Source organism: Phnomibacter sp. (genome assembly GCF_036803085.1).
Lineage (GTDB): Bacteria > Bacteroidota > Bacteroidia > Chitinophagales > Chitinophagaceae > Phnomibacter.
This window is the reverse complement of sequence record NZ_DAIRUZ010000001.1, coordinates 581,055-597,183: the sequence shown is the minus strand read 5'-3', so window position 1 is coordinate 597,183 and position 16,129 is coordinate 581,055. Positions and strand designations below refer to the sequence as shown.

Sequence of the window (16,129 nt, the reverse complement as noted above, 5' to 3'; positions counted from 1 at the left end):
GAATTATTGTGTCACCAATGTTGGAGCAGGTTTCTTTTCAAAGGACCATTGAAAAATCCATTGCCAGTTTTTCTTTTGTGCAATGCTGGCCACCAACATGGGTATGAGCATGCCCAAAGCAATGCATATGAACAATAACACTGGCACGTAAGTATAGCCGATGAATTTACTGAAAACGGTGCGCACCAGCGATGCTACCAGCACATGCATTACATAAATCTGCAGGCTATACCTGCCAATGGCTGCGAAAATTTTGCCGACAGCTGTACCATTGAGTTGCATACTTAGCATGAGCATAAACAGGCCGCCAATCTCTGCAATGAAGAAATACAATGCCGGTTGGTAATACTCAATATGGTTGGCGCTACCATGACTATTATTAATCATCAAAAATTGATAATTAGCATATAGAAATAACGGCAGCAACAGCAATAATACCCAAGTCTTCTTTACCCATACTTCTACTGCAGGCCTAAAAATGTATTGAGCAATCCAGCTACCCAAGGCCATAAAAATGTAGTAGTGTAAAATATCATACACAAATCCGGTTTCGATATGATACACCGTAATGGCACCAGAAGCAGCGTACAAAATAATACCCAACAATACATGTTGCCATGCTTGTAATTTGAACCAATGCGACAGCAACGCAAACAGCATTGATACATTGAACAAAGCATACAAATACCAAAACTGATCGATACGACGGGGCCTGACAATCAAATCGAAATAACTAATCCAATTACGGTCTGCATTGGTGTATTTCGACATGATGAATTGCAATGTGATTTGCAAACAACCCCAGAGCAAAAAAGGATAGAGTATGGTACCTGTCTTATTCAACGCAAACCAACCAAAGCCTCTTTTAGCTAAGCTGGAGGCTACAAAAATACCCGAGATCATAAAAAACAAAGGCATGCGAAAACTGAAGAACATAATGTTGGCATCTTCAAGCATGGGAAATGATTCGGTACCAAGATTTGCTCTCGACAGTCCCTCAAACACATGCCGGTATACCACCAGAATAATGGCAACACCTTTTGCAACATCTATCCACCCGTAGCGGTTCGTTTTTTGTTGAAGCGACTGCATGCGGCTTACATTTCTAACACGTCCATTTCCACTTTATTCAATACAGCGCCCAGGTAGTTTTTGCCATACTGCTGCACTCGCTGCATACTTTCAATAGCAGCAATATTCAACACATTGTTTGCTGCATGAATCGTTGCCACAGCTTCAGAGCTGGCAAGTACTTCCAGTCCGTCTACATGATATTTCAACGCAGCCACTTCAATCAATACGCAATCAAAATCTGGGTTTGATTTAGCAACTTCCAAAATCTGAGCAATGGTATCAGCAAGGCCGACGGGTGTTGCGGCGGAAGCTGCTATACCTAGTATGGATATACCTGGTACAGCAGAGTCTGTTATATGTTTTTTCAATGTAGCAGTAGAAACTGTAGTACCCAGTAATGGAGACAATCCATCAGTACCACTCAATTGTTCTGTAAGTGATGCAGAAACATAGTTGCCGTCAATCACCAATACTTTCTTACCTGCCTGCGCCATGCTTTTTGCAAGGGCAACGATTGCAACGGTTTTACCCTCCCCTCTTTCATAACTGGCCATTACAAGCGAATGCACTTTTTGCGATTGCAATTCAATACGCAACTGTTGTATGCCGTTAATGAACAATACTTTTTCAGTAGCTTTTTTCTCATTCACCGGCTCATCGAGCAATGCCATTAAGGATTGCTTTTTTAAGGGTATCAAACTCAAATTTACCAGTGGCTTAAAACCAGCCACTTTTGCAAATTGAGATGGCGATTTGATCGAGTTATCAAAAAATGCGGACAATAGAATAATGAAGCTGATTAGGAAGAACGTTACGATACCAGCCAAACCTGTTGTCAAAATGGTACGAGAAGATTCAGGTTTCAACGCAGGCTGCCCCATCAGTGTCTGACGGAAGTTCAATCCTCCATCCTGCTTGTACCCTTGTACTGCCTCAAAGCGTTGTTTGAGATCGGCAAATTCTTTCGATGCAATATCAGCCTTGGCCTGTTCACGGGATACATCCACATCTTTACCTGCTAATGAAGAAGCCTGAGCCTGATACTTGCGTATCATGCTTTCATATTCTGCAATATTTCCTTTTGCGGATGCAATGTCTGCCTCAAGTTCATATTTGCGTTGCTGAAGTGTTTTACGCAAATCTTCATCCGGTCTTTCCACGTTATTACTTCTGCCTTTTTCAATCAGGTCTTGTTGCAGTTTTTTAATCCGTTGCAACAATGCCTGGTCATTGCCGCCTTTCGCATTGTTCTCTGCCTCGAGTGTACTTATTTGCTTACGAATTGCAACAATTTCGCTGTTGTTTCCACCACCACTCACCGGCGGCGGCATTCTTTGCAGCTGTCCTGTTACCGATTGCAACTGCGCCATATTCCGGTTGTAGTTTCCTTTCTCATCAGCCAGTTTGGTTTCATAATCTTGCACTATACTCAATGCCGCCGAAACCGCTGCAGAAATATCTGCGGTACCCAAGCCAACTTTTGTAGATTGTAGTTTACTGAAAGTACTGTCGAACTCCTTAGCCTTTTGTTGCAGCTGCCGGTTGATTGATTCCATAGATTCGTTGGAGCGTACATTGGACAACGAATTGTAAAATCGCATAAATTCAGGACCAATGGCATTTACCACTGTAGCAGATAAAATCGGATTTTCTGACCGGTAAATGATATCAATATAATCGGTACGGGCCAATCGGTTGATGCTCAGTGTGCTCACGAAGCTTTCATAATCGTACCCATATATTTCGAGCATTTCAATCAGCTTATTTTCATCTGCATTGGCAGTTGAAAGCAAGCGAACGGAGTCAATTTTATTTTTCAGAATCTGAACGGCCTTTTCTTTGGCTATACCAAGGGCACCTACTTCTGCCTTCTCTTTTTCCGTCAAAACTTTAAATGGTTTGTCGGCAGTAAGGTCATGTTGCAGAATACGGTAAGTCATCATCCCAATTACATTGGGCGATTTAAAGGTTTCCAACACGTTGTTGAATTTTACGTCTATTTCAAAAACGTTGAAGTCTTCCTGCAAAGCTTTCGATTGCATGGTAAGACCAGTAGAATATTGAGCACTAGAGAGATAGCTTTTCTTTTTTAAGAAGGCGTAAGAAAAACCAATTGCGGCTGCAAGTATGGTGAGTAAGAGTACCAGCCACTTTCTTTTAGCAAGTGCCTGATAAAAAAAGATCAAATCCATGGTGGTTGGAATTTGGGTATCGGTGGTTAAGTAGAGGTATATACAGGCGGCTAAGCCACCCTTCACAGTGCATGCAATGTACCATAAATTATGGTCAATGATGCAACACCAGATACAATAATTAATTGTAAAACACGGAGTTTAGCGTACGTTGATGACTATAAAACCTACAAAAAATCCATATACACCGCCATACAAGATGATGATGAATATGGATTGTAAAAAAGCAGGCAGCCTCCTAAAAAGGAGACCACCTGCCGTCACGCTTACCCTTATTCTATCTTCAATAACTTAATTGACTTGGTCACTTTGCCATCAACAATTACCCGTGCCATGTACATGCCTGGCTTGAGGCCCAAGCCTGAAACATTCATATTTACGGTATTGCCGGCAGCCATATTTGCTTTGCGGTCAGCTATTACCATGCCGTTGGCATTGAGGAGCTGAATCTGATAGCCCTTCGCTTTTTCCAAACCAGACAGCTTGAAAGTAATTTCATTGCGGAACGGATTCGGATAAGCAGCTACGGTTGTATTTGTAGCAACTTCAGGAGCATTCACATTCACCTTGCGGGCCTCAGTAGCGGTTTCCACTTTACCAGGTTTCTGCTGGGCCACAGGCGGCACCATCATTACTGGCTTAGCAGGTGCTGCGGGTGCAGCTGCTGCAGAGTAACCCTGAATGATTAATCCACTCAGGAAGCCAAACTGTGCCAGGCTGTTTGTAGAAACCTCGAGATAAATTTCTCCATCGTTGGTAGGAGTAATTTCATCGATATACTCAGCACGTGAAGTGTTCTTAGAAGCATTGAGGAACCTGACACGACCATTTACGGTGTAGCTTGTAGTGAGGTTATAGTTCCAGTCGGCACTGGCGAAGAAGCCAAGGCGATACTTGAGTGACTGGTTCAAACCATCAATACGGATGAGTACTTTCTGGCCATTATCAATCCAGTAGCTACTAATCAATACTGGGTCTGGGAAAATGCCGCTGTTATTACCCGTATTCATACCAGCCCAGAATTCACCGTTGAAACTTGACACCAGATTTACGGCTACACCAGAAATGTTACCCAAATCATTGTTGAGGTTTTCATAGCGATCACCTACTTGTGGTATCACCCTTGTATTGTTCCAAGGAGCCGGAGCAGGATACTGGTTGGTAAGGTGCAGGTAAACAATATTGCTTGGTGTAATTACTGAAGCAGCATTGCTAAACTCTGTACCACCACCACTTACGGTAGCCCTAACTACATAGAAGTAACGAGTACTTGCAGATGCAGTGTTGTCGGTATACTTGGTGGTGTTAGCAGGCAATGTAGCAATAAGTGCATAAGAACCGCCAGCTGTTGCTCTCCAAAGTTCATACCCTGTTTCGTTATTAGCTCTGTCTGACCAATGGAGCGATACAGAAGTACGGGTTTCCGGAGTTGCCTTCAACGCTACAGGAGCCAATGTACCAACAGTTCCATCGTAAGATTCAATCACCAGACCATTCAGATAGCTGTATAAAGCTGTGCTGTTTTTGGTAATGGTCACAAATATTTCACCGTTTGCATCAGGTACTAAACCATTCAGGCGGGTGGTAGTATCGTTGTTGTAACGAGCCTGCATTTGAACTGATTGTGTACCACTTGTGATGGTTGCAGATGCATCGAAACCAGCATTTACACTACCCAAGAAGGCGATATTGTACAACTTGCCAGGGGTAAGACCAGAGAACTTCACCTGCTTGCTATTGGTACTGCTTTCGTAAATAGCACTGCGGATTACTTCATCTCCAAAGGCACCGGAGTTTTCGGTAGTGATATGACCCAGATCTGTTGTGCCAGTCCATTGTTGAACCAGAGAGAAATCGACTGTAGTCAAAGCGCCATTTTCATCACGCATGTTCTGGATGTTTTTGTTACCCATTGGATAACCCAACAAATTGTTCCATGGTGTTGCTGCAGGCATATTATCACTTCCAAAGTTGAGGAAGATGGCTGTTGTATTCTTATCAGATACACTGATTGAAACTGTTCTTGTTACACTTGCACCTTTATCATCAGCTACAGTTATAACGATGCCGTTATAAACACCGATATTGTCTACTGTTGGTGTAGCAGCAATGTGGTAAGAACCACCGCCGTTGTTTACCAATGTAGCAAACGCTGGCAGGTTGCTGGCCGTTACTGTCAATACATCTTCAGCATCATCAACGGCTGTAAATGGCAAGGTAGCAAGAGCATCAGTTTTTACATACAAGGTACCACCGCCGGTAATGACAGGCAGTTTATTACCAGTTGTTACTGATACAGTTGGCGTGTATGCAGAACTACCGTTACTACCTACAGAACGAATCTGATAATAATACGTAGTGCTGCTGCTAACTGTCAAATCATCGTACGAAGTGGTATTCAAATTGGCCGCACCAGGATTGAGCAATACAAAGTTTGCATTCGGCTCCAATGAACGGTAAATCTCATACCCTGTTTCGTTGTAAGCTACATCTCTCCAAGTAAGCTTTACACCACCTGCAGGCAACAATGCTGCTGCAAAACCCTTAGGCATTGCTGGTGCAGAACCGTCATCAAATGCTGATTCAATTTCAAGAGCATTGATGTATCCAGCCGGTGTACCAGCAGCTTTGCCCATGCTAAAGGTTACAATACCTGAAGCATCTGGCTGCACATTATCAATAGAAACTTTGTTCTGGTTATTGTTCTGTACATATTGGCTCACCGTTTGGCTACCAATAGTAAATGTAGTGGTACCATTATCAGGAGTACCAGTCCACTTACTACCTGCATAGAAACTGAACTTGTATTTCTTGGCTGGGTTCAAACCAGTTGTACGAACATTTATGGTATTTGGTGCACCAAAAATGCCGAAGTAATAGTAATCTCTGATTACTGCATCGGGATACAGCCCACTGTTATTGCCAGTTACCGGTCCTTGATCGAAGGTATTCCAGGCAGTAGTTTGGAAAGAAAGACCAACTGTTGTAGAAGCACCGGTAGTGTTTTTAAGCGCATTGGTATTTAAACCAATCACATTGTTCCATGGACTTGGTGCTACAGAAGCTTTTTGAATACTTACCAAAATGCGTTCGTTTGGAACAACCTCAGTTACTGTAAAAGATACGGGTTTTGTATCGATAGCACCGTTTGCATCGGCAACCTGTACAGTGAAGTTGTAGGTGTCACCATCAGCGTAGCCGGGTGCAACATTCAACTGAGCCGTACCATTACCATTATCTGTAAGAGTTACAAATGAAGGCAAACCTGTAGCTGAAATGATGAGACCAGTTTGACCATCAAGGTCAGTTGCTGAAATGTTGAAACTACCAACTGAACCTTCCGCTACAGAACTTACTACTACAGGGTTCAATGTAGGCGGATTGTTTGCATCTACCAAAAGGGTAAAACTTCCGGTACTTACTCCGCCATAGTTATCAGTAACTGCGTACTCAATAGTATAAGTACCCATATCACCAATTTGTGGTGATAATGAAATGCCTGCACTACCGTTGCCATTATCTGTAATAGTTGCAAATGATGGAAGGTTTACGCCTGTTATGGTTAAGGCATCACTGTTCGGGTCTGTTGCGCTGATACTAATATTTCTTATCGTACCAAACTTCATGGTAGTATTGGCAATTGCTGTAATTACTGGTACATCATTTCCAGTTTTCGCAGAATCCTCATTACTATCACCTGCATTTCCACCTACGCCGGTTGCAACAACCTTATAGTAGTAAATAGCATTCGAAAACAGAGACGCATCGTTAAACGTAATGGTACTTCCTGTACCTGCAGCACCTGCTACAGCAGCAATTTTGCGGTAAGTAGTATTGTTAGACAATGAACGATAAACGTCATAGCCAGTTTCATTGGTGCCATTATCAGTCCAGGTTACATCTACAGTATTACTTCCTGTAGCAGTAGCCAGCAAGTTGGTAGCAGCAGCAGGTACGGCAGGAAGAATCTGTGTAATTACATCTGAAGACTGATAGCCGTCATTCATAAGCTGTGCAATTTCTGCGGCACTCAGGTTCGCATCAATTACCCGGAGGTCATCCATGCGGCCGCGATAGTAAGCAGAAGCATTTGCACGGAAAGCATTTCCGCTATTGTGATAACCAAGACGAGAGTTATTGGTAGTAGCAGCCACTGAGCTAAACGATAGATTAGTATTTTCAGCGGCAAGTACACCATTAACGTACATACGCAGTGTGTTACCTGCATATACCATAGCTACGTGAGACCAAGCATTGGCAGCAGTGAAGCTTGTAGAAACGGACACAGAAGTATTCGCATTAACCACAGCAGCTTGCAACTGATTAGCATTGATACGCATAGCTACACCGTTATCCGAACCACCAAAATCAAACAGCAAACGGGTACCTGTAAGCAATTCCGGACGAATCCAGAGGCTTACTGTTCTTGCATTGAAAGCTGACTTCAAGAAGTTATTAGGTCCGCTAACTTCTACCAAATCATTTGTTCCATCAAACAATATTGAATGCGTACCCTCCTGGGCAGTTGTGTTGTAAGCAGCACCATTTGTAAGTGTAATCGTATTCGCCCCCCCAGTAGCATCGGCATTGTTATTGTTCATTCTCCAACGTGCTTCTGCATAGCTAAATGCAAATGCAGATTCGCCATACTGACCAATAGCTCTTACTTTATAGAAGTAACGGGTATTGGCTGACAAACCAATAGAGTCGGTGAAAGTGGTAGTATTAGCTCCAATGGTACCAACAGTAATAAACTGGCCAGTTTTAGAAGTGCTTCTAACCACTTCGAAACCAGTTTCATTATTACTCATATCCATCCAGTTTACCTGAACTCTATTGTGAGCCAAAGCATTTGCTCTTACACTTGCAGGGGCAATCGGAGCAACGCCAGCAAAAGGAACAGATTCATCGAATGCAGTACTTGGAATTTGCTGCCTTGCAATACCAGCAGCTGTACTTTGCCACCATACCTGCATTGATTGTCCACCACTACCCTGGAAGTAACTTATTGCAATGGGATGTAACCCTGCTGTAAGAGTGATAGTACCTGTGCGACACTGGTTGCCGTGGGCACCATCGTTATTAACTAATGCCGTGGCTGTATGGCTATATGTGCCAATATAGAGTTTGCTACCATCATCGGAGCAAGTTTCAAAAGTGTAACTACCAGCAACTGGCACTTTAATGGTACCCTCCCAAAGGAAGGCATAGTTGTTTGTCTGATTTCTCAGGGTAATATCTACGTTAGCTGACCTGCCAGTTTGCACTGGTGTAAGTGTTGCAAAATTGGGAAGTACAGTCCAGGTGCCATTGTACAATTTGTATGATAAACCTGATGCTGCGGCCTGACCCGTAATTTGGCTACTCAAAGGAGACAGGTTGCCAGCTGCATCTCGTGCCCGAACCTGGAAGTTGTAGGTCTGGAAACCATTCAGATTGGGTACTGTAAAGTAGTTTGAGCTGGTTGTGTAAGATTTCAGTCCGTCAACAAAGATGTCGTACTTGTCTACACCTACATCATCAGTAGATTCATTCCACTGAAGTGAGATAGAGTTTTGATTTGATGTAGTGATTACTAAGTTCTGAGGTGCATTGGGTGCACTGTCGTCCACCTGTGTTTTGCCTGTAGCTTCTGCACTATTTGCAGATGCACCATTTGCATTTACAGCACGAACGATATAATAGTAGTTGGTATTTGGATTCAAGCCCTGATCGAGGAAAGAAACCTGATCAGCAGCAGTTTTGCCAATCAGTGTGTATGGTCCCCCGGCAGTTGTACTTCTGTACACTTCAAATCCGGTTTCATTATTTACCGGTGTTGGATTATCGCTCCAATCTACCTGCATGGTTGTTTTAGAAGCTCCAAGTGCTAATAGGCCGCCTGCAGCATCAGGCAATCCGGAAACACCGTTTGCATTTACTACAGTATAATCTGCTGAATACTCTGAAGAACAACCGTACAATTCTGTTACCCTCAACCTGTAAGTTCCTGCAGGAGCTTCAAATACTTTTGCAGTTGATACAATAGCATTATCAGACACCCTACGCCATTCGTAACCAGTATAATCTCCGGCTACAGAAAGTGGTACAGTTGTTTTACCATCAGATGCAGGCAGCACATTGCTAAACATGCCTTGAATTTGAATTGGCGGGGTAAGTGTAGTTGGCTTAATACGCACGACTACAGGAGTAGGCGACCATGCAGACCAGTTGCCAGTTGCAGTGCGCCTAAACCTTGCACGATAAGTGCCATAAGTGGTTACTACCAATTTATTGGTAGTAGCACCAGGTATTACCACACCATCTTTCTCCCATTCATAAGCAGCAAATCCTGCTGTCAATCCAAGTGTAGTATTAACAGGATCTCCGGGGCAAAATTCGCTTCTTCCAAAATATACAATAGGGTTTGCTTTGTGAATGTTATTCATGAAAGGAACCCAGGCAGACTCTGCCCATGCGGTATTCCAACACCCGTGACCTTGGGTTGGATAACGGGTATGCACAATACTACCTCCCCTGTTTTTAAAAGAGTCAACCAATGCCACAGCCGTACCAGGTGCAGGGTTATTATCCTTATCACCTGTATACAATCGAATAGGAATTTCGAGGTACTTAGGGATACCAGGAATATAACCTAACGATGCACCACTAATAGGCTGAGCACCAGCAAATACTTTAGGGTACTCTTCAATAAACTTCCAGGCACCCTGGCCTCCAATAGAAAGTCCATGAACCATTACGCGGTCCACATCCACTTTCACATACTTAGCCATTGAATCAACAATCTTGGCCAAGGTGGCAAAATGCGAAGAACCCCAGCCAGAGTTGTTAGCTCCAAACTGTGGGTAAATCAAAAAGCCATCGTAAGTGCCATTATTTACACGGTCTCTAAAAGTCTGACCACCATGGAGCAGCTGATATTCGTTATCAAATGCAGAACCACGTTCGCCCAAGCCATGCAAAAAAACTGTTGCAGGATAAACCTTACCATCAGATACATTGTGCTGATAGGTTTTGGGGAACATAACCCGGAACTGAACACCCTGGAAGATGTAGCTCTTAAACTGAGATGCATCCCAGTTTACACGAGGAGTACGAACCCATTTTGTAATTCTACTCAACGTGGGATTGGGAGGTGGACTTGCGGCATTGTAATTTACAATAGGGTCATTGGGATCAAATACACCAGCCTGACCAAATGTAACCGTGCAAGAAGCAAGGATTGTGAGGAAGAGGATTAAGCGTTTCACTTGAGAAAGGTTTTAATGAAAAAGAGTAAGAAGGTGACTAAGGAACTATTTGAATAAGGAGAAAAAACACATTACACATTTGCATCTTGAAACATCGCTGAAGGGGTTTTGGCCATGATGCGTAAGTCGTAGAAAAAACCGAAATTTCTGGAATATTCAATATCAAGATCTACACGTTCATTCACAGACATATTTGCTTTTCCACGCTTGCTGATCTGCCATAAACCTGTAATACCAGCAGGGGCCAAAAATCTTTCAGCCCATTCATTGCAAGTAAGCGTAGCGGCTTCATAGAGCGGCAAGGGACGATTACCAACCAAAGACATATCTCCCTTCAATACGTTCAATAATTGAGGCAGTTCATCTAAACTGGTTTTACGCAAAAAACAACCCAATCGGGTAACTCTGGGGTCGTTGTCAATTTTAAAAAATTTGGGGCCTTCACAATTGTCTGCATCACCAGCATACTGATTGAGCTTTGCATACTCATCCAGTTTCTGATCTGCGTCTACCACCATGGTTCTGAACTTGTAAAAATTGAACACATCAAATCCACGACCAGCCCTTTTCGAAATGTAAAAAATCGGGCCCCGTGATTCGCAAAAAATGCATAATGCAATCAAAAGCATTAAGGGCATAAGAACCAACAGGGCAACAGAAGAAACAACAATATCTAAAGCTCTTTTAAGCACCAAATCAACATCAAGCTTGTTTTGCGATTTGTGCAATTCTGCAACAGGCGCAGCAGGAACACGCAAGCCAGCTTTCATCTCCTTCATGCTGCGCAAAATTTCTGCACCAGCCATTAAAGTTTGCGCATTTTCATTTTGACTAATGACATCATCAAACAAACGGCACTTTACCATCTCGTACAGTTCATCCTTGGTAAACACACCTTCGCCTACGTAGTGATAAACGAAGGGAATTTTGCGCAGTTCCTTTGTTGCTTCCAGAAAAGCATAAAACTGGCGGAGCTCTGCAAAACGTATCCGGCCCTCATACACGATGATCTTCGGGAGTTTTACACCGGCATGTACCATCTCCAAAAGCATGTTTTTCGATTCTGAAAGAGAGTGCATCACTTTCGATTCCGGAACTATACTCCAATCATCAGAATGAAGTAAGTAACCAGGTAAGCTAATGATGAGTGCATCTAACCCACGAACTGTTTCAGAAACATGAAATGACCGATTGCCAATTGCTTTGAATTGTACCACTGGTGATACCAGCAAATTGGAATGAATGTTGTGTGTAATCATACGTTTAGGGTTTGTTGGAGAAAGAAGAGGGTATTGATGAGTCGTTTGCACACTGAGCTTTTTTTTACTGAAGCGCAGTGCAGGTGTGTTAAGTCTTAGAGATGTTTATGTCAAGGATTCATTTGTTTTTAACTAGCCAGCAAATTCACAATGCAACCACGCAACTTTACCGGATCAAATGGTTTTTCCATGTACATGCTGATGGTTTCTTTCGGCACAAATGATTCGATATTACCAGCATCTTTTGTAAGTACTACTATCGGAATATGCTTAAATACAATACTGTTTTTGATGTACTGCATAAATTGATAGTCTTTAGAGTTTGTCGCCTCAGAAGGATCTATGATGATGACATCGGGTTTACCAACTTCTGAAATTTGATACAATGCGGTAGCACTGTCTGGTACGGTTACTACATCATAATCTTTCTTAAAAAGATTGTACAACAAAAGCCGGATTGGCTTCGAATTGTCGATGAAGAGAATTTTTTTCATGATAGGTAGGGTAAGGGTTTTTCTTAAGCGGAGAGTTTAGTTCGGGCAGATCGTTCCCAAACAGCTGACTGATTATTCTGCAAAAACTTTTTCAATCCGAAATAAACAGCCACGTTCATAAACAAGAAATAGTAGGGTACGTTTAGTATTCTATAACTGATATTCAATCGATTGAAAATCCCACCGGCAATGGCTAAAGAATAAAAAGCCACTTGAGCAATTAATAACAATTGGATAGGTAATGATGGGCTTAATAAAACAAGTAACAAATTACTCAGCAATATAACCGGCAACAAAAAAGGACACAATGCCCAACGCAAAACCCTGTGAGAAACATATTGAAAACTGAGCATTCCAAAACGCAATGGATTCATAAGTGAAGCAAAAATTTGCATGGCTTGAAAACCGCCAGCTGCTATTCTGATTTTTCGCTTCTCTTCTTCCTTTACATTTTGCGAAGGCAATTCCTCTCCGTAAGCAGTAGGTTCGTACTTTACCAAATACCCACGTTCACATACGCCCAACGAAATATAGAAATCATCCAAAATAATGTTGTTGCCTACAGCCTCGTAAAGGCTTTTCCGCACTGAAAAAAGCTCACCAGCAGCACCCACTACAGTGTGCAAATCAGAGTCGAGCTTTTTCAAGAATGATTCATACTTCCAATACAAACCTTCTTCAGCCACAGCACCAACACCAATGGCGGAAACAATACGTTTTTCGCCACTCACACCGCCCACTTTAGGATTGGAGTAATGTTTGGCAATGTTCGCAACTGCATCTTTGTTGAGCATCGTATTCGCATCACTAAAAATCAAAATTTCATTTGATGCATGGGCTACAGCACGATTCAATGCAGCTGTTTTACCCATTCTTGCTGGCTGATGCATGAGCTTGACCCGAGGTTCGAAACCCGAAACAATTGCAGGTGTAGCGTCATCAGAACCATCAGTAATTACTATGATTTCTAATTGTTCAGCTGGATATTGTTGCGATAGCGAATTTTCGATTTTGGCCTGAATGCAATCAGCCTCGTTGTAAGCTGCAATAATCAATGAAACGCTTGGCTGGAAAGGCTTTTCAGATAACTTATTGGCCTCAGTTTTGCCAAAAAATTGCTTTGCCCTTACGAGTAGGTATGTAATAACACCGTAACCGAAGTAGGTGTATATCACAATAGCCAGGCTAGACCAAAGAAGTATGTGAAGAAGTGTGTTCATGCGTTTAAGGGTTGCTTGCGTGGGCCACACCAGGGAAACTATTACCAGTCAGCTCATCAGCAGTAGAAGTGACAACAATAGTCACATCCACTTACGGATGGATGGCAACGTTGGAAACCAGCATTGTGATGTCATGAGTTAAGGGTAGACAACACAATAATTTAACTTGAGTTTTAACTACAAGTAATACTGGATAAAAAGGTAATAGAAAACCGGGTTTGGGAGAATTTTGTTGTTTAAGGGTGTTGGTTTAGGTTTTTTCTTTCGTTTAGGGGGTTTGTGATAAACATAGAAGTTTAACCACAGTTCGAAAGTACATGCAATTTGATAAAAAGCAAATTTTTTTTTGGGTTTCTCTACCAAAGTGGCAAATGAGTATACGAACCAGTCGAAATTCATTTTACGTAGCCTTTCATTCCATATTGATAACTAGGATTTTATATAAAAACTGAATGCATCATTTATTTTTTCTACTATTTTAGCGTGCCGACTTTGTTTTACCCTTAAACCCCTTTTTACAAGTCCGTACAGGACAACCTTTGCATTTTTCTATCATAATGCATCAAAATAATTGTTCAACCTTTAATTATTGTTAGCTTCGATTTCATACCCAATAGCCGGAAACGCTTATTCATTTATCCTATCTGCTTATGACCCACCAACCTCTCCCCTTCATTTCTATAGTCACACTCAATTATAATCAAACACCTATTACCATTGATTTTCTAAAATCAACAGAGTTACTGAAGTTTAGAAACTTTGAAACGTTGGTGTGTGACATGGGCTCCAACATTGACCCAACGGATGAAATTAATGCCTTGAATATTCCCAATACCCGGGTGCTGCGTAGCGAAGAAAACCTAGGCTTTACCGGCGGCAACAATTGGGGCATGCGCCAGGCAAAAGGTGATTATGTGTTTATAGTAAATAATGATACCGAAGTAACGCCCGATTTGCTCGATGAACTGTTGGCACCATTTCATAGTGACCCAACTATTGGCGTCACCTCTCCCAAAATCCGTTTTTACCATCACCCCAATGTGATTCAATATGCCGGGTTTAATGAAATCGATGTCTTTACCGGCAGAGCCTCGGCTGTAGGCAGTAAAGAAGAAGACAAGGGGCAACACGATACATCCGGCTACACTCATGGAGCCCACGGCTGCGCCATGTTGGTAAAAAGAGAAGTGATTGACAAAGTGGGCATGTTTCCAGAGAAGTTCTTTATCTATTACGAAGAATGGGACTGGAGTAGCCGCATAAAAAAAGCCGGATACAAAATTTATTATCAAGCGACGGCACTTATTTACCACAAAGAATCCATCACCATGGGTAAGCAAAGTGCTATCAAGGTTTATTATCATACCCGAAACAGAATATTGTATATGCGCCGTAACTCCAACGCATGGCAATTCCTTTGCTTCTCTTTGTTTTTCGCATTTCTCACCTTTCCAAAAACAGTGCTGCGCTTTATAACCAACGGGCAAAAAGAGCACCTGAAATCTTTCTGGAAAGGCATTGCCTGGAACTTCACAACATCAAAATATTCCCCCACCTAAATCAAACAATCACAATTATGATTACTTCATTAATTACCGGCGGTGCTGGTTTTATTGGATCACACGTTGCAAAGCATTGCATGGATATGGGCCACAAAGTAGTGGTACTCGACGACCTTAGCGGTGGCTTCGAAGACCATATACCCGAAGGTGCTATTTTCGAAAAAGGCAGTGTTGCTGACGCTGCGTTGGTTCAACAGCTTTTCAGCAAATACCAATTCACCTATGTTTACCATTTGGCTGCTTATGCAGCAGAAGGTCTCTCCCATTTTATCCGCAATTTCAACTATACCAATAACCTGATTGGAAGTGTAAACCTGATTAACGAATCGGTAAAGCATAAAGTAAAGTGCTTTGTATTTACGTCGAGCATTGCGGTGTATGGCAAAGGCCAACTGCCCATGACCGAGGAAATGACACCGATACCTGAAGATCCTTACGGCGTATCGAAGTATGCAGTAGAACTCGATTTGAAAGCTGCCCATGAAATGTTTGGCCTGAACTATGTGGTTTTCCGTCCGCACAATGTATATGGCGAAAACCAAAATATTGGCGATAAATACCGGAACGTAATTGGCATTTTCATGAACCAGATTATGCAGGGAAAGCAGCTTACCATTTTTGGCGATGGTACGCAAACCCGTGCCTTCAGCTATATCGACGATGTTGCAATTCCCATTGCTAAATGTGTAGACGTTGAAGCTTCTTACAACGAAACTTTCAATATCGGCGCCGACAAACCTTACACCGTAAATGAACTGGCAGAAGTGGTTTGTGCGGAATTTGGTGTAACACCAAACATTAACTACCTGAGTGCCCGCAATGAAGTGTTGCATGCCTACAGCAGTCATGCTAAAGCACATAAAGTATTTGGCGCAGGCCTCAACCTGTCGTTGAAAGATGGCATTGCTAAAATGGCTTCATGGGCCCGCAGAGTGGGTGCCCGCCAAAGCCAGGAATTTGGCAATATCGAAATCACCGAAAAACTGCCCGACGGCTGGCAGGTGATTACCAAATAAACACTTTCTCAAAAGCATCAAACAACCGGAAAATGAAGACCGGTAGTTTGATGCTTTTGCAA

The 16,129-nt window shown here is 42.4% G+C and carries 8 protein-coding genes; 2 read left to right on the top strand and 6 right to left on the bottom strand.

Annotation, left to right across the window (positions count from 1 at the left end; all coding sequences use genetic code 11):
- Window positions 1-3: 3 nt before the first annotated feature.
- The 6 genes from V7Q13_RS02520 to V7Q13_RS02495 all read right to left on the bottom strand — a co-directional run bounded on the left by V7Q13_RS02520 (window position 4) and on the right by V7Q13_RS02495 (window position 13,489).
- Window positions 4-1,092, bottom strand: a complete 1,089-nt coding sequence (locus V7Q13_RS02520) for an acyltransferase (protein WP_333799111.1) — start codon at window positions 1,090-1,092, stop codon at window positions 4-6.
- A gap of 5 nt (window positions 1,093-1,097) precedes the next feature.
- Window positions 1,098-3,266 (bottom strand): GumC family protein, encoded by a 2,169-nt coding sequence (locus tag V7Q13_RS02515; protein WP_333799110.1) that lies wholly within the window; start codon window positions 3,264-3,266, stop codon window positions 1,098-1,100.
- A gap of 272 nt (window positions 3,267-3,538) precedes the next feature.
- The gene (locus V7Q13_RS02510) at window positions 3,539-10,516 is read right to left on the bottom strand and encodes a fibronectin type III domain-containing protein (protein WP_333799109.1); all 6,978 of its coding nucleotides are present in this window, start codon (window positions 10,514-10,516) and stop codon (window positions 3,539-3,541) included.
- A gap of 71 nt (window positions 10,517-10,587) precedes the next feature.
- Complete coding sequence (locus tag V7Q13_RS02505) at window positions 10,588-11,826, bottom strand: sugar transferase (protein WP_333799108.1); 1,239 nt, start codon at window positions 11,824-11,826, stop codon at window positions 10,588-10,590.
- Window positions 11,827-11,903: 77 nt separating this feature from the next.
- A complete protein-coding gene (locus tag V7Q13_RS02500) occupies window positions 11,904-12,269 on the bottom strand; it encodes a response regulator (RefSeq protein ID WP_333799107.1) in 366 nt (121 codons plus the stop codon).
- A gap of 23 nt (window positions 12,270-12,292) precedes the next feature.
- Window positions 12,293-13,489 (bottom strand): glycosyltransferase family 2 protein, encoded by a 1,197-nt coding sequence (locus tag V7Q13_RS02495; RefSeq protein WP_333799106.1) that lies wholly within the window; start codon window positions 13,487-13,489, stop codon window positions 12,293-12,295.
- Between the two features lie 650 nt (window positions 13,490-14,139).
- On the opposite strand from V7Q13_RS02495, the gene V7Q13_RS02490 reads away from it, so the two are divergent.
- Window positions 14,140-15,048, top strand: a complete 909-nt coding sequence (locus V7Q13_RS02490) for a glycosyltransferase family 2 protein (protein ID WP_333799105.1) — start codon at window positions 14,140-14,142, stop codon at window positions 15,046-15,048.
- A 17-nt stretch (window positions 15,049-15,065) separates the two neighbouring features.
- Window positions 15,066-16,067 (top strand): NAD-dependent epimerase/dehydratase family protein, encoded by a 1,002-nt coding sequence (locus V7Q13_RS02485; RefSeq protein ID WP_333799104.1) that lies wholly within the window; start codon window positions 15,066-15,068, stop codon window positions 16,065-16,067.
- Window positions 16,068-16,129 lie beyond the last annotated feature (62 nt).

What these genes read in the sequence shown, in the direction of transcription:
- V7Q13_RS02520 (WP_333799111.1), bottom strand. Translation starts at nt 1,092, where the DNA reads ATGCAGTCGCTTCAACAAAAAACGAACCGCTACGGGTGGATAGATGTT.
- V7Q13_RS02515 (WP_333799110.1), bottom strand. Translation starts at nt 3,266, where the DNA reads ATGGATTTGATCTTTTTTTATCAGGCACTTGCTAAAAGAAAGTGGCTG.
- V7Q13_RS02500 (WP_333799107.1), bottom strand. Translation starts at nt 12,269, where the DNA reads ATGAAAAAAATTCTCTTCATCGACAATTCGAAGCCAATCCGGCTTTTG.
- V7Q13_RS02495 (WP_333799106.1), bottom strand. Translation starts at nt 13,489, where the DNA reads ATGAACACACTTCTTCACATACTTCTTTGGTCTAGCCTGGCTATTGTG.
- V7Q13_RS02490 (WP_333799105.1), top strand. Translation starts at nt 14,140, where the DNA reads ATGACCCACCAACCTCTCCCCTTCATTTCTATAGTCACACTCAATTAT.
- V7Q13_RS02485 (WP_333799104.1), top strand. Translation starts at nt 15,066, where the DNA reads ATGATTACTTCATTAATTACCGGCGGTGCTGGTTTTATTGGATCACAC.